The sequence below is a fragment of the Candidatus Tisiphia endosymbiont of Nemotelus nigrinus genome, assembly GCF_964026475.1.
Lineage (GTDB): Bacteria > Pseudomonadota > Alphaproteobacteria > Rickettsiales > Rickettsiaceae > Tisiphia.
The window spans coordinates 20379-36488 of the sequence record NZ_OZ032151.1 but is presented as its reverse complement, the minus strand read 5'-3'; the positions used below and the strand labels follow the sequence as shown (position 1 = coordinate 36488).

Sequence of the window (16110 nt, the reverse complement as noted above, 5' to 3'; positions counted from 1 at the left end):
TTCGTTAATATGGAGAAACAATAGCAAAATCCTTTAATATTTCTACTTCTAAATTCTCCATAATAATTGCTTCCTCGTCATTTTGGTGATCGAAACCAAGTAAATGTAAAATACTATGTACCAAGAGATGCACAAAATGATCTCTAAAGCTTTTATTTTGACTTATAGCTTCATTATGAATTATTTCATAACCAAAAGCTATGTCCCCTAAATACATATAATCTAAGTTAGGAGTAAATTCAAGTAACTGCCGAAAATCTAATTCTATATCAGGAAATGATAGCACATTTGTAGCTTTCCCCTTGCCACAAAATTGGCTATTCAAATTTAACATTTCATTATTATCAGTCAGTAATATCGCTACCTCAAACCTTGCTACTCCTTTAAAATTCTTATATTTATTTAGTATAGCACACACAACCTTCTTCACTAATGGTTTATTGATAAATTTATGATTTTTCCAATCTTGATAGGTTCGAATAATTTCTACATCGATTTTCATAATATAATCTTTTTGGATTATGACTGATCAAATATGGCTTTTGCAGTTGGTTTAAATAGCTTTAATTATATAACTTTATAGTAAATTTGCACCAGTTTTTATTAACTTTTTGCTTTACGAAATATGTGAGAATTTTTTTAGGCAAAATCTTTAGAAACATAATTAAAAGCTTGCATAAAAAATTAGAATATATATAATGCGCAAAACAATTTTAAATAGGTAAAAAATTATGTTCCACCCTAATACACCAGATACACCAGATACACCAAGAATATTAGGATCAGAAAAAAGATTAGAAACACCACCATTAGCAAAATCATCTACTATAACTAATTTGCATTTTGAAAAACCTATGCTCCTAGAGGCATGGAATCACTGTATAATTCTTAATGGACATAATTTCTTTATCCAGCTTCTTTCTCTTACAGCTGATGGTCATTTAGTACTTGACTATAATGATAAGCATTATGAGCGTGAATTACCAAACTCAACGATTATTACTTTAGGTGATACCACCGTACACTTTGAAGACTTCTCATAGCTAACCTGAATAAGTTCTTAATATTATTATAAGCTCCTAAATGTCATCGAAAGAAAACATAAAGTCCAAACTAAACAATCCATTTTGGTCATTTTTTGGATTGCTTCGTCGCTACTAAGCAGCTCCTCGCAATGACGGCATGGACTCCGTCCAAACCCATCAATGGACTTCGTCCATATATGACGTAAAGAGTATCTAGAACATTAACGGGTTAACTATAATAGCATTAAAATGTGATGAATATTGGGGTTTTTGTTTACAAAAACTCCAAAAATTAAAATCAATAAACTTTATAATCTTCTAGCAAAATTGTTTCTTATTCAGCTATAATCTCTGATTTAAGTAATTAAAATAAGTCGATGATAAGAATAGGCAATATTCAACTACCTCATTCGGTGATATTAGCTCCAATGTCTGGGGTCACTGACCTACCATTTAGAAAATTAGTACGAAAATTTGGTGCAGGTTTGGTAGTCTCTGAAATGGTAGCAAGTAGGGCAATGATTATTGAAACAATGCAATCTTTGCAAAGATGTGCTATCATTCAAGACGACGCTACTGGTTCATGTGTACAGATTGCTGGATGTGAACCTGATATAATAGCAAAATCAGCTAAAACGATTGAGGATATGGGAGCCAAGATTGTTGATTTAAACTTTGGTTGCCCAGCTAAAAAAGTAGTAGATGGCTATTCTGGTTCAGCTTTAATGCGAAATGAGAAATTAGCGGCAAAAATTTTAGAGACTACGGTCAAAGCGGTAAAAATCCCAGTAACTTTAAAAATGCGTACTGGCTGGGATGAACAAACTAAAAATGCACCAAATTTGGCAAAAATAGCCTATGATGCTGGTATCCAAATGATCACCATCCATGGTAGAACAAGATGCCAGTTTTATTCTGGTCAAGCAGATTGGGAGTTTATAAGACAGGTTAAAGATGCGGTAAAGATTCCAGTCATTGCGAATGGAGATATTACTTCCTTGTCTAAAGCTAAGGAATGCTTACAAAAATCAGGAGCTGATGGCATAATGGTTGGTCGGGGAGTATATGGTAGACCATGGTTTATTTCTCAAATAGCCCATTATCTTGAAACAGGAGAAGAACTCCCCTCCCCTTCCATGGCAGAACAGCTAGAGGTGATAATAAGTCATTATGATGCCATGCTAGAATATTATGGAAACGATACCGGCGTTCAACTAGCCCGAAAACATATAGGTTGGTATAGTAGTGGTTTAGCAAATTCAGCGGAATTCAGAGGTGCGATTAATATGATGCTTGATCCTGTTAAGGTTAAAGAAAAGATCACTGAATTTTATGAGAAATATTTTTAAAATTCAAATTTCTTATACTAATTTATTTGAGTTTAATGTTACAAATCCTTCTACTAGACACTTATATCTTTAAATTATGATATAAGTGTCTAGTGAGGATGCAAGAAAAATTTTACAACATGTTAATAATTAAGCTGAATTCAATATAACAAGTTATATCAAATTCAGTTGTTTAATCAGAAACAATCAGGTTTAAAGCATTCCTTAAAATTATCTTGTTATATATTGAACCCCAAACTCTATAAACAAAATTTAAATTATAAGTTTGTTATTTTATTCCTACTTGTCCTTGTTCTTTGTCTTTGCTAAACCTAGTAACTTCTTTAAGCTCATCAAGTAATATTCTTACATACTTTTCTATTTCTTCTACATGAAATGTCGTGTGCAAAACATACTGTTCTTTCTTGCTAATTAGGATACCTAGCTCTCTTAATTCTTTCTGTAATAGAGTCACTTTGTCTTGATCTTTGAAATTATCATAGAAACCTTGGCTAATGCTCTGGAGATTGCTACATATCGCCCTAATACTATACAGCCACTTGATAAAAGTTACGATCAACACCACTTCAATAATGATTAAAATAATTGTAAAAATCACTAATAGTTGATAAGTAATTTCACCACCTATTTTGTTGACATTCATGAAAAAAGCTATAGCAAGTAAGGCAATTATAATGGTTGAACCTATTTCAAAATTAGCAATCTTCATATTTATGCTCCAGATAGTTGATAATTTTATGTTACTACTTAATTGTATATCTATAATATCTACTTAAATGATTTGGATGTTACCTTATATAAGACCTCCTTTATTTTTAATATCATATATTTTATATAGTATCAAAAAAATTTCAATATGCAAAGTATATTAAATGAAAATATTAATAATAAGATATAGTCCCTTATTAAAATTACCACAAAGTATTTCAAATTGATTTAATAACTAGATTCCATACCCTACATTTTTTATTATATCGTAAAAATAGCAAAAAACTATAGGGATATTATGGTACACAAGTGTCATTGCTAGACCACATGAGTGTAGTAACAGTCCATATTCATCAGAACAACTGTTGATGTTACTTAATGGCATTGCATTATTAATTCAAACTGATTCTTATCCGTGAGAATAATTTTTGTATTAGTATTGTAAATAATTGGATCATTAACTCGTTCGTGCCCAAATCTGTTAGTCTTAAATACTGGAATTTTTAAGGTAGCAGCAAAATCAGTGAGAGCAGCAATGATATCTTCATTATCACTTCCACAAGTTCCAAATATTATAGCATTTATTCGATCTAACAGCCCAGCTTGTTTTAAATGATGTAAAGCACGGTCTAGCTGGTACGGTTTTATAGAAACATCTTCTAAAAAAAGTATCTTATCAGCTGTTTTTATCTGCCATGATGTACCTATGGATGTTTGTACAATGGTTAGATTCCCGCCTGTAAGATTGCCTGTAACGATTTTACTAGATTTTGCCGCAAGGTTGAGGGCTGATAATCCTTTAATTTTAGCTTGAGTTTCTTTACCAGAAATTATTTTGGCTATTTTTATGAAATTTTGACGATCTTTAGTTGGATTAAGTATTTCAATGATACCATTGCCATGTATTGGCTTCCACCCCCATTCTTGCGACAAGAAAATATGTAAGGCTGTCATATCACTAAATCCGATAAAGAACTTTTCTTTTATCGGTTTATTTAAGCGTTGTAACTCAGGAATCAATTTTGCTGAACCATAGCCCCCTCGAAGAGTCCATATTACGTTATTTGATTGATCGGTTAGTGCTTTTTCCAAGCATAATAATCTTGTTTTGTCATCAGTAGAATGGAATAAACTTTTTCCTGCAAAACAATCATTTGGAATATTTAGTTTTAATGAAGCAATATTTCTCAAATTAGATAATAATTCATTGCTTCCTCCTGAGGCAGGAGCAACAATAGTAATTTTTGTATCTTTCAATAAACTAATAAATTCTGCATTATTCTTGTTGAAATCTGAACTAGAAAAGGCTGACAATAACATAAAAATAACCGGTAGGAAGATTGTGCGAATTGTTAGGAGTCGAATAATTGAGACGGTGTGGGACGTGCATAGCAAACTGGTGTTATTGCGAGTATGCGTAAGCATACGAAGCAACCTACTGCTAATCACTCTTCTGGATTGCTTTGTCGCTACTAAAGTGGCTCTTCGCAATGATGGAGTAATACTATTCGGGGTAACTATACGTAAGAGGTAATTATTGAATTTCATTGAATTGTCCTATTTATGATATGGATGGTTTTCTATTATGGTTTGAGTCCGATATATTTGTTCTAATAATATTATTTTTGCCATTTGATGGGGCATAGTCATTTTTGAAAGGCTAAGATTGATATTTGCTTGTTCAACAATAGACTTATCTAAACCGAAGACACCTCCAATAATAAATTGTATATTTTTGCCTGATTGCAAATTATTTGCTATTAATTTTGTAAATTCATGGCTATTATAACTCTGACCAATAATATTTAGCACTATTTTACAGGATTTTTCTTCTAAAAATTCATTAATTAATTTGCCTTCAAATTGTTTAATTTGTTCAGCTGGTAATTTTTTTGAATAACAAATCTCTGTAGATTTTATATTATATTTTATCAATTTTTGATAATCTTTGGCAATTGGCTGATAATAATTATTAAGTTTACCAACGGAAATTATTTGTATTTGTCTCATTATTTTATTATTGATTAATTAATTTAATTATACACCATAAAAGTTATGCACTAAGTAAAAGTTATAAAATTATATTGACTTTTTACATATTTTTAATTAAGATGTTACCGAGCTTTAATCTATACTTTAGGCAATTATGGCAACATATTCGGCTGTCAACAAGATATAAAACTAACCTTATCACGGGTTGTCCAAATTAGTTATTTTTTATTTACCCACAAACTTATCCACAATTTGTTTTACTTATTCGGCAAATATCCCTTGATCAATTCTTCAGCAATATGTACAGCATTTAAAGCTGCTCCTTTACGTAAATTATCAACTGTAATCCATAAATTAATGGTGTTTTTCTGACTATAATCCTGTCTAATTCGCGAGACATAAACAATATCCGTGCCTACTACATCCTTAGGAGTAACATAGTATATTTCATCCGAATGACAATTAACCTCTATAGAATCTGATTCTTTAAGAATTTCTTTTACTTCTTCAGCATCTATTGCCCCACTAAATTCAACATTAACTGAAATAGCATGCCCAACAAACACCGGCACTCTGACACAAGTTATACTAGCTTTAGCATGCGATCCTATAATTTTTTCTAATTCCAAAGCAATCTTAGATTCTTCACTAGTAGAACCATCTTTATTAAAATCACCTATATGTGGGAATAAATTAAAAGCTATTTGTTGCGGAAAAACTTTAGGCTCGACGTCCTTAAAAACATATTTTGCCTTGGTTTGTTCATAAAGCTCTTCCATTCCTCTTTTGCCTGCCCCTGAAGCTGACTGATAGGTTGAGATAACCATTCTCTTAATCTTCACGGCATTATCCAAAGGCTTTAACGCAGTAGCTATAGGAGTAGTACAACAATTTGGATTAGCTATAATATTTTTAATAGTATAATCTTTTAGGCTGGCTAGATTAGCTTCTGGAACTATCAAAGGAACATTAGGATCAAGCCTGAAGAATGACGACTTATCAATAACTATACAACCTTGTTCTGCAACCTTGGGTACATATTTCTTTGATATTTCTGAACCAGCTGAGAAAAAAGCAATATCGATTTTACTAAAATCTACACTATCTATGTCAGATATTTTTATAGTACCATCTCCAAAGCTAACCTCCTTACCATTAGACTCACTAGAAGCTATAGCGTGGATATTATTAATTGGAAAATTTCTCTCAGACAAAGTCTCTAAAGTTTCTCGTCCGACATTACCTGTTGCACCAATCACTGCGATATTATATTTTTTTGTCATATTTACTTATAATTGTTTTACATGAACGACGGAAGTCATCCTGAACTCGTTTCAGGAACTGTATGTTCTTAACACAATCCTGAAATAAATTCAGGATGACTTCACCCCAATTAGATTCCTGCTTACTACGCAGGAATGACAAGTTACAATAACACCTGTTAACCTATACCAACTTAGAAATAGTTCTTCCACCAATAATGTGGAAGTGAAAATGATACACACTTTGTCCTGATCTCTTGCCTTTATTGGTAATTAAACGATAACCATCTTGCTCTAAACCCACTAGAGACGCAATATGAGATAATTTAGTAAAATAATCTCTAACTTCATCTCCAGAAGCTTTAAGGACAAAATCACTATAATCAACATACTCCTTTTTCGGTATAACTATTACATGTACCGGAGCTACAGGATTTATATCATTAAATGCTATTAAATTCTCATCTTCATATATTATTTCTGCTGGCAGTTCTTTGCCAATAATTTTCGCGAAAACGTTATTCTTGTCATACATATTCATTATACTCTAATTCCTACAAATTCACAGATGTCATTGTGAGGGGCTAGTTTAGACACTTAACAAAGCAACTATATAGTTAAAATATGATATAATAGATATTGAAGTCAATGTAAATAATGATTTATATTGGCTTATAATGGTGCATTGCAGCGATAGTCATTAATAATATAAATGACTGGAGAGCTAACCTTAAAAGGCATGGTTTTGCCGATAAGTGGTTTAAAAGAGAAACTATCAGCAGCAGCTAGAGAGAATATTACCACGGTAATATTCCCCGAAGCTAATATAAAAATATCTTGCTAAAATACCACATGAAATTAAGGAGTTATTAGCCATCAAAACCATATCCCATGCGATTAGAATATTGAATGTTGTTTTTGTTAATAAAAAATTAGTTGACTATTTAATCTAGGTTATATTTAATCATAATTATAGCAACTTCGACTAAACTTTTTGAACTAGATGTTGCGATAGGTGGAGATAGTCCACCTCATCATTAATGTGTTTTTGGTTAGTAGGAGTTTAGAAAAAATCGTCATTGCAAGAAGGCATAAGCCCCCTAGGCGTCATTGCGAGGAAGACCGTAGGTCAACCCCGAAGCAATCCAGTAAATGGGGATTGCCACAACCACTTATGTGGTCTTGCAATGACGAGTGTTGAAAATTATTTTTAATAAAAATAATCATTGAGCCAACCATGAGTGAAGCTGTTCAAGAAAATACTAGGATCAGCCCTAATCGTCAGACTAATCTCACTAAAGAACAAAGGGAGGCTTTAGGCTTACTATCAATAGGAACATTCCTAGAATATTTTGACTTAATGCTATATGTCCATATGGCGGCTTTTCTTAATGAGTTATTTTTTGAACCAACTGATCCTCACACAACCTCATTAATGATGGCATTTGCTTTTTGTGCTACCTTTGTTTTCCGACCTATTGGGGCATTAATATTCGGTTGGTTGGGCGATAATATAGGTCGTAAATCAACAGTGATTATCACAACTTTTATTATGGCTGCCTCATGTCTTATGATGGCTAATTTGCCTACTTATGCCCAAATAGGGGTTACCGCTACTTGGATAGTAACCATCTGCCGTGCTGCTCAAGGTATATCTTCTATGGGAGAGGTGATAGGGGCAGATCTTTATTTAACGGAAACAATTAAGCCACCAGCCCAATATGTAAGTGTGGCATTGATAGGGGCTTTTGGCGTCCTAGGAGAAATAGGAGCTTTAGGAATTGCCTCACTTGTCACTTCACATGGATTTAATTGGCGTTTAGCATTTTGGTTTGGTGCAGCAATTGCATTGGTTGGGTCTGTAGCTAGAACAACCTTGCGGGAAACCCCAGAATTTGCTGATGCCAAACGTCGAATAAAAAAAGTTTTTGAAAAAACTAATACCGATACAGCTGGCTTAAAAGATCACCCCGTATGGCAAGAAAAAGTTGATAAAAAAACAATAATAGCTTTCTTTTTATTACAATGTGCTTCACCAGTATGTTTTTACTTTATTTATATATATTGTGGTAATATTTTAAAAACTAGCTTTGGGTATAACACTGCCGAGGTTATTCAACATAATCTTATTATTTGTATAATGGAGTTCTTAACCATATTAATTTATTGTTATTTAAGTTACAAAGTATACCCATTATTTACCTTGAAAATTATACTTACAATATGTTCCATTTTCATCATATTTTGTCCATATTTATTGAATCACATTAATGTTCCGTATCAGTTATTTTTGATGCAATTAGTTATGGTTTTATTGGAGGTATGTTTAGGTACAGCTCTTCCAATTTGTTATAAAAGCTTTCCGGTGTTTAAACGTTTTACCTGTGTTAGCATTATATTTGCTATATCTAAGGCTTTGATGTTTGTCATCACCTCTTTTGGTTTTGTCTATTTTACTGATCATTTTGGTCATTGGGGATTATGGGTTATTATGATTCCTGTAATTATCGGTTTTGCCTATGGGTTATTTTATTTTGACAAATTGGCAAAAGAGCTTGGCGGTTATCCTCTTGCCCACAGAAATTTGCCAGGTGTTTCGCCTTTTTAACTCAAACATCTTTTTATATCATTTATTCGTCCAAAACGAGACTCATCTTAAAACTATAATGGACAAAAAATAGAAGTATTAGCCCGGATATTGCATGATAGAAATGAACCAATTGTGCTAGCCCTTGTCTCATGAGGGCTACAGGCTAAAATATATAAAATTTTAAATATACAATTTGTATTTTTGTGCAATTCTTCCAAACTCCTTATATTACAAGGGGTTCAGAGATAAATATTGATACCTTCATGCAATATCCTGGTTAGTTTCCTAATTAAGATAGCTCCTTACAATTATAGCTAATCCGTTAGAGTTTTTTAGATAGTCTCCGTCTATTAGCGAGACCACGAGAGTGGTCGTGGCAATCCATTTCTAATAACTTTTTGGATTGCTTCGTAGCTACTAGACACTGTTAACAAAGCTTATTTGATTGATGAATTAATGGATTTTTTAGCGAAAATTAATAAGATTTTTGCCGGAATAGTATACCTATTTCAAAAAAATCTTATAATTTGCAACAAAAAAGACTTTATTCACCGATTAAATAAGCTTTGTTAACAGTGTCTAAAGCAGCTCCTCGCAATGACAAAGGAATTATATAGAACTTATTCTGGTTAGCCACCAAAGTTGCTACTCGTAATGACTTCAGTTTACTATGGCTAAAGACTAATCGGGTTAGCTATTAGTAAAAAATCATATAATAATAGGTATATTAACTAAAATGACACATAGTTATCATATTAATAATTTATTTTTATACCAAAAGACAATTTTATCCATTATTTGACTTGAATATTATACATTTTAAGCTAGAATCACCAGTACAAAAAATGAGGTTTATTATGAAAAATTTATTAACTATTATTCTAACTTTAGCTTTCTCTATTTCCGCTTTTGCTGCTGCAGGGTCTTCTGATAAAAAAGATACAAATCAGCAACAAGAAGAAAATATGAGTGAACAAGAAAAAAACACGGATGGACAAGATTCAACCATGAAGAAAAAAACAGAAAAAGAGAAGAAATAATTTCTTTATTCTACAGGGCTGGTATAGGGGTCTTTCTATACCAGCCTTTTTTTGGAAGGCTGCAAAGCAATGCCCTCCCCTTATAACTTCTTGCCACTCTTCTGTGTACCATTGTATAAAGGTTTCTAACTTATAATTGCTTCATCGGCTTATACCTCCTTGCAATGAACCTAGGTAAAAGTACTTTTGTCTATTAGCAAGAAAGACCGTAAGGTCAAAGAAAAAATCCAGAAAATTAGTATAATTTTTATGTTAGAAGATAGTGTTATTACTAATCCAATAAATCAAGAATTCTCCGTCACTGAAATTTCCAGCAAGATTAAGGAATTGCTCGAAAATAACTTTGGTTATATTAGAGTAAAGGGAGAAATTTCAGGTCTTAAGATAGCAACTTCTGGTCATGGTTATTTTAATCTGAAAGAAAATGCAGCTGTTCTAGCTTGCACTTGTTGGCGTCCCGTACTTGCCAAAATTCAATTTACACCAATTGATGGTATGGAAGTGGTAGCTATTGGCAAACTCTCTGGATATGCAGGAAATTCACGATATCAGCTATCGGTAGAAGCCCTGGAGCCTGCTGGTCTTGGAGCTATTATGCAAATTCTCAAGGAGTTGCAGGCAAGATTAGAAAAAGAAGGTATATTTGATAAAGCAAAAAAACCATTACCTTTTTTGCCTAATAAGATTGGTGTAGTTACCTCAATGACTGGAGCTGTAATTAAGGACATTATACACCGTATTAATGATCGTTGTCCCTCTCATATACTAATATGGCCAGTTACTGTTCAAGGCGGGAATGCTGCAAGTGAAATTGCTGAGGCAATTGAAGGATTTAATAAATTAGAACAAAATATAAAACCTGATGTTATAATTGTTGCAAGAGGTGGTGGCTCTATAGAGGATTTATGGGCTTTCAATGAAGAGATAGTAGTACGTAGTGTATTTAGTTCAGATATTCCTATTATTTCAGCAGTTGGGCATGAAGTAGATAATACTTTAATTGATTTAGTAGCTGACAAACGAGCCCCTACTCCCACCGCCGCAGCTGAATTTGCCGTACCTGTACTCTCTAATCTCAATTATACAATAAGTTCATATTATGAAGCATTACTTAATCGTACTAATCGGCTAGTAAAATATCAACAGCAAGCTGTTGACTCCAATACTAATATTTCCAAGAGTCTAACTACTTATATAGATTATAATCAACAACTTCTTGATGAACTCAGTTTTAGATTAACAGATTCTTTACCGAATTTACTGAGATTTAAAGTGGCAAAGCTTGAATCACTAAATATAGAAATATTAAATCCTTTGAAGATATTTGACTATAAGTCTTTGGAATTAGAGCATCAATTTAATTATACACTAAAATCTATTAGCACTAAGTTAAAAAATTATGAGCATCAATTAAATTTAAATAATCTACTACTTACCAGTTTAGACTACAAAACCGTACTAAAACGTGGCTTTACGGTAATTAAATCAGCAGATGGGGAATTCGTAACATCAAAAGTTATGGCAAATAGAAAACAGGAATTTAATATTAAATTTTTTGATGGTGATATATTAGTGCACACTGTAAAATAGTGTATACTCAAAACTTAAGGTAGAATTCTAATAAAAAGAGCTGTACATTATGCAAGTACTTAAGGGTATCATCCCGATTATTATTATCTTACAAAACCTTTTTGCCTCTGCTGAATATAAAGTTGCTGATTCTACAGTAAGTAATACTCAAGTATCTAATAATCTCCTTGATGCATATTTTACTCAATGCACTGAAGAGATGCCTGATAAAGAGAGTTTACTTGTTGATTGGTATCCATTGGAGCCATACCAGTTTAGCTATATAACTAGAAGTGGTGGATATGGTATCGCCGGTTTAGATATTGAATTAATCAATGCTATTAGTAGCAAAATTAACATTAGCGTACAATATGCTGATTCTGTTTGGGGGCGAGTAATATCCAATATCCAACAAGGTAAAAGTGATGTAGTGCCAGGGCTTGCTTATACTAATGAAAGAGCAACCTTTGCCAATTTCTCTGTTCCGTATCGGTTTGCAGAAATTTCCCTATTTACTTTACGTTCAGCAAGAAAACATCTGAATTTTAACAATATAGATGAATTCTTGGCTCAGGTACGTTTACTAAATTTTCGTCTTGGGATAACCAAAAAGGCTGTGTATGGCGACACAAGGACGACCGACTACCTAAATCAGGTGAGTAATAATGACATTATCATTAAGTATGGAAATAATGCAGAGTTATTTAAGGGGCTGCTACGTAATGAAATTGATGGATTTCTTGCTGACAAGATCGCAGGGGTAGCTCTTGCCTTAAATTACGCAGAAAAAGATCAAGTAGAAGAAATCCCTACTGGTATTAAAACCCCTATACATTTAATGTTTAGTAAGAAAACCGTATCTTCTAATCTAGTGGCACGGTTTAACAATTCAATTAAAGAGTTTATCAATAGTGATAAATATAAAAAAATTGTAGAAAGCTATAGATATCATATTCTACTGCCAAAATCTATCGATTCAGCATGGTGTTATATTATTGGAGTTATAGGTAGTATAGCATTCGCAATTTCTGGTATCATTATATCGGCAAGAACAAATGCTACGTTGTTTGCTACTTTTGTATTGGCAATGTTACCATCATTACTTGGGTGTATTTTTATCGATATTATAGTACACCATGCCAATAACAATATCAGTCTTACTTTAACTCCATATTATGCTTTTCGTGTTTTTATAACGGTGCTTATTGGCTTCTCTGCCATTAAATTGCTAGCTTATTATAACAAGCAATTATATGAAGATAATTTTATTCAAAAAATACGCAATAATACTCTTATTGTTTGTGATTCCTTAGGGCAAGCATCTTTTATGATAATTGGTGTTATAACCGTAATTGTACAAAGAATTGAACCATTAGGGTTCTGGGGGCCATGCTTTGCCTGTTTGACTTCTAGTGTCGGTATAATATTCCGGAATTTAATTGGTAAGCATGATAAAAATATGTGGTGTATACCTAGAGAAATTAATTTTGAAATATTAATATTGTGGGGTGCGATCTTTAGTATATTATTAGATTCTTATGCTCATAAGCACGATTATAGTACAATAAAATACTCTATTATTATAGTATTTGTAGGGGCTTTTGTTAGTAAGCTTTTAGTCTACTATTATAATATTCCAAACTTAACTTTTCGTTCGGATAATACAGAAATTCCTACAGATAAAGTAGTTTAATGAATGTGGATTGCTTCGTTGCCCTTTCGGTCTCCTCGCAATGACGTTTTGGTAAAAGTATTTTCGTCATCGCGAGCCCGAAGTGGTGTGGCGATTCAGTTCGTTATGGATGAATATTAATAAGCCATAAATGAAAAACTTTAAATAAAGAATCTTAAATGAAAATAGCTACTTGGAATATTAATTCTATAAGAATGAGACTACAACATTTACGTGATTTTCTAACGGAAGTAGAACCAGACATTGTTTTACTACAAGAAATAAAGTGTGAGACTGAAAAATTTCCTTTTGATGAATTATCGGACTTAGCATATAATTTTTATGTACATGGTCAGAAATCCTATAATGGTGTTGCTATTTTATCAAAATTTCCAGCTGATGAAGTGATAAAAGATTTTCCGACGATTAATTGTACTGACCAAGCACGAATGATAGAAATCACTGTACAAACTCCAATAGGTTTTTGTAGTATTACTTCATTATATGCACCTAACGGTTCGTTGGTAGGTAGTGATAAATTTGAAATGAAATTAAGATTTTATGACAGTCTAATTAATTACTTACAACCCAAGAAATCTCTTGATACTAAGATGATAATGGGAGGAGATTTTAATATTGCTCCTTTTGATATTGACGTATATTCAGCAAAAGAGTTACAAAATACTACGTGTTTTACTAATGAAGAAAAACAACGATTGAGAATTATTTTAAATTCTAGTTTTGAGGATCTATATAGACTAGCAAATCCCACTAAGCAAGAATTCTCTTGGTGGGATTATAGAGCAGGTTGTTTTGAACAAAATAAAGGTATGCGTATTGATATGATACTTGCCTCAAGCAATGTTGCAGATTATTTAGATAATTGTTACATGTATTACAATTTACGAGCTAAAGTTAAACCTTCTGATCATATACCTGTTATAGCCGTCATTTAGGTCTCCATCATAAACTCTAATTACGACTAATCTAAGAAAACTTTTTGAAGAGATTTTGTTACTAAATTTCCTTCAATAGAAAAATCATTATTTAAAGGAGTAGTTTTGTTATTCAATAACCTTAATTGTAAGTAATCACTAATTGCTTGGGTAAATTCACCAATTTTATTCCGAAAGAAATGGTCACCTCCTTGGATAAGCTTATAGTCAATAGTTATATGTTTCTGCTTAGACAATTTATCTACCAGTTCAAGTACTGATTCCTCTGAAACAATGCTATCTTTGTCCCCTTGTATTACAAAGCCAGAAATGGGGCATTGAGACAAGAAAGAAAAATCATATTTACTCACTGGTGGAGATACCATAATAAAATTATTAATCTCTGGTCTTCTCATGATAAGTTGCATGGCTATCCATGCTCCAAACGAAAATCCTGCTATCAAATTTATACCACCACTAGGGTTGTTAAGTTGCAACCAATCAAGTGCTGTTGCAGCATCAGTCATTTCTCCAACCCCATGATCAAACTCTCCTTGGGAACGTCCGACCCCCCGGAAATTAATTCTGAGCACAGTGAACCCATTAGCTACTAATACTTTATAAACATTGTACACCACTTTGTTATTCATAGTACCACCATGAAGGGGATGTGGGTGTAGCACCAAAGCAAGCGGAGCTTTAGAATCACTAGATTTAGTATATAGCCCTTCAATCCGACCGGCAGGACCATTAAAAAAAACTTCAGCCATAATTATACACTATCATATATTAATTTATATCGAACGCTAAGAACAACAAGTAAAAATTATAGCATGCTACTTGATATATTTCAAGATATAGCTAACTCGATTAATACAGGACAATTTAAAAGTCACAATTAATGATATAAATATTAGGTGATTTATAGAAAAGAATAGCATCATCACGAGCCATAATTAGTAGCGTGGCAACCCAAATAAAGAGCCTACTATTCTATTTTATAATAATTTCTAGATTGCACTCAGCAAAGCTATTCCTCGCAATGATTTTTGTGGATTGGAAGTAATGTTAATAGAGTTATCTATAAAAAAATCAAGCTGAACTGAAAAGTTATAGATTACTAGAAAAATTCTAGTATACTCAAGTGGTTTTATAATCTTTAAATCAAATACTAATGTATGAAAACAATTTATGTATATTTATTAATTATTTTGATTGCTACGCAAGCAGTTGCTGAAAATCAAATTACTAGAAAGAGTTTACAATTTGATCCGTCTAATGATTACGCAGAAAGATTAGATGTTTTGGAAAAAGAAAATCAGCACTTACTTGGCAGAATTGAAATAATTGAACATACTATTGCTAAATTAGAGAAAATTTTAAACTCCACAAAACAAGATGAAATAAGCTCCCAAGATAATGATACAACAAAAAATTTAGTAGATGATTCTATGGTTAGTGATGTCTTTGACGTGCCATCCACTAAAAAGGTAGAAAAAGAAGTTGTTTCTGCTAATATTGCAAAACCTATTTCAGGGATACCACCTGATAAACAACTTTATGACTTAGCGCTTGCCTCTTTAAAAGATAATAAATTAACAGATGCAGAAGAAAAATTTGCAAGTTTCTTAAAAAATTACTCTAATAGCCCTTTGTTAAGTAATGCTTATTTTTGGTATGGAGAATCTTTTTTTAGACGTAATATGTTTGATAAAGCAGCAATAAATTATTTAAAAGGTTATAAACAATCACCAAAAGGGATCAAGGCTTCTGACTCATTGCTAAAATTAGCGTTATCTCTTGGAGAACTAAAAAAAACACCAGAAGCCTGCTCTATTCTTGAGAAACTTGAAGCAGAATTCCCGAATAGATCAGCAACATCAATAAAAAGAGCTAAGGATGCAAGAACTAAATTTGCTTGTAAGCGTCTATAGCTAACCAGAATAAGTTCTTGAGACATTTAAATCA

Annotated in this window: 16 protein-coding genes; 9 read left to right on the top strand and 7 right to left on the bottom strand. The window is 32.4% G+C overall.

Annotation, left to right across the window (positions count from 1 at the left end; translation table 11 throughout):
• Positions 1-4: 4 nt before the first annotated feature.
• Complete coding sequence (gene ybeY, locus AAGD39_RS00195) at positions 5-502, bottom strand: rRNA maturation RNase YbeY (protein WP_341756658.1); 498 nt, start codon at positions 500-502, stop codon at positions 5-7.
• Positions 503-731: 229 nt separating this feature from the next.
• Between ybeY and AAGD39_RS00190 the strand changes: the two genes are divergently transcribed.
• Both AAGD39_RS00190 and dusB read left to right on the top strand, forming a co-directional pair.
• The gene (locus AAGD39_RS00190; RefSeq protein ID WP_341756657.1) at positions 732-1043 is read left to right on the top strand and encodes a hypothetical protein; all 312 of its coding nucleotides are present in this window, start codon (positions 732-734) and stop codon (positions 1041-1043) included.
• 359 nt (positions 1044-1402) lie between these two features.
• The gene (gene dusB, locus AAGD39_RS00185) at positions 1403-2374 is read left to right on the top strand and encodes a tRNA dihydrouridine synthase DusB (protein ID WP_341756656.1); all 972 of its coding nucleotides are present in this window, start codon (positions 1403-1405) and stop codon (positions 2372-2374) included.
• A gap of 268 nt (positions 2375-2642) precedes the next feature.
• Here dusB and AAGD39_RS00180 read toward each other — a convergent pair whose 3' ends face one another.
• The 5 genes from AAGD39_RS00180 to AAGD39_RS00160 all read right to left on the bottom strand — a co-directional run bounded on the left by AAGD39_RS00180 (position 2643) and on the right by AAGD39_RS00160 (position 6871).
• The gene (locus AAGD39_RS00180; protein WP_341756655.1) at positions 2643-3083 is read right to left on the bottom strand and encodes a hypothetical protein; all 441 of its coding nucleotides are present in this window, start codon (positions 3081-3083) and stop codon (positions 2643-2645) included.
• Positions 3084-3457: 374 nt separating this feature from the next.
• Positions 3458-4402: an LD-carboxypeptidase gene (locus AAGD39_RS00175; protein WP_341756654.1), complete on the bottom strand. Its 945-nt coding sequence runs from the start codon at positions 4400-4402 to the stop codon at positions 3458-3460.
• Positions 4403-4639: 237 nt separating this feature from the next.
• Positions 4640-5092, bottom strand: a complete 453-nt coding sequence (locus AAGD39_RS00170) for a 23S rRNA (pseudouridine(1915)-N(3))-methyltransferase RlmH (RefSeq protein ID WP_341756653.1) — start codon at positions 5090-5092, stop codon at positions 4640-4642.
• A 239-nt stretch (positions 5093-5331) separates the two neighbouring features.
• Entirely contained in the window at positions 5332-6357 is a 1026-nt protein-coding gene (asd, locus tag AAGD39_RS00165) for an aspartate-semialdehyde dehydrogenase (protein WP_341756652.1), read from the bottom strand.
• A 163-nt stretch (positions 6358-6520) separates the two neighbouring features.
• Positions 6521-6871, bottom strand: coding sequence for an HIT domain-containing protein (locus AAGD39_RS00160; RefSeq protein ID WP_341756651.1), 351 nt, complete (start codon positions 6869-6871; stop codon positions 6521-6523).
• 177 nt (positions 6872-7048) lie between these two features.
• On the opposite strand from AAGD39_RS00160, the gene AAGD39_RS00155 reads away from it, so the two are divergent.
• The 6 genes from AAGD39_RS00155 (at position 7049) to xth (ending at position 14163) form a co-directional block, all read left to right on the top strand.
• The gene (locus AAGD39_RS00155) at positions 7049-7180 is read left to right on the top strand and encodes a S16 family serine protease (protein ID WP_341756650.1); all 132 of its coding nucleotides are present in this window, start codon (positions 7049-7051) and stop codon (positions 7178-7180) included.
• 393 nt (positions 7181-7573) lie between these two features.
• Positions 7574-8944 (top strand): MFS transporter, encoded by a 1371-nt coding sequence (locus tag AAGD39_RS00150; protein ID WP_341756649.1) that lies wholly within the window; start codon positions 7574-7576, stop codon positions 8942-8944.
• An 839-nt stretch (positions 8945-9783) separates the two neighbouring features.
• Positions 9784-9966, top strand: a complete 183-nt coding sequence (locus AAGD39_RS00145; protein ID WP_341756648.1) for a hypothetical protein — start codon at positions 9784-9786, stop codon at positions 9964-9966.
• A 249-nt stretch (positions 9967-10215) separates the two neighbouring features.
• Positions 10216-11556 carry an exodeoxyribonuclease VII large subunit gene (gene xseA / locus AAGD39_RS00140; RefSeq protein ID WP_341757269.1) on the top strand — a complete coding sequence of 447 codons (1341 nt, stop codon included), beginning with the start codon at positions 10216-10218 and terminating at the stop codon, positions 11554-11556.
• Positions 11557-11605: 49 nt separating this feature from the next.
• On the top strand, positions 11606-13228 hold the full coding sequence (locus AAGD39_RS00135) for a transporter substrate-binding domain-containing protein (RefSeq protein ID WP_341756647.1): 1623 nt from the start codon (positions 11606-11608) through the stop codon (positions 13226-13228).
• A gap of 158 nt (positions 13229-13386) precedes the next feature.
• Complete coding sequence (xth, locus tag AAGD39_RS00130; protein WP_341756646.1) at positions 13387-14163, top strand: exodeoxyribonuclease III; 777 nt, start codon at positions 13387-13389, stop codon at positions 14161-14163.
• A 26-nt stretch (positions 14164-14189) separates the two neighbouring features.
• Here xth and AAGD39_RS00125 read toward each other — a convergent pair whose 3' ends face one another.
• Entirely contained in the window at positions 14190-14912 is a 723-nt protein-coding gene (locus AAGD39_RS00125; protein ID WP_341756645.1) for an alpha/beta hydrolase, read from the bottom strand.
• Between the two features lie 408 nt (positions 14913-15320).
• Here AAGD39_RS00125 and ybgF point away from each other — a divergent pair, with 408 nt between their 5' ends.
• Entirely contained in the window at positions 15321-16076 is a 756-nt protein-coding gene (ybgF, locus tag AAGD39_RS00120; protein WP_341756644.1) for a tol-pal system protein YbgF, read from the top strand.
• Positions 16077-16110: the final 34 nt, after the last annotated feature.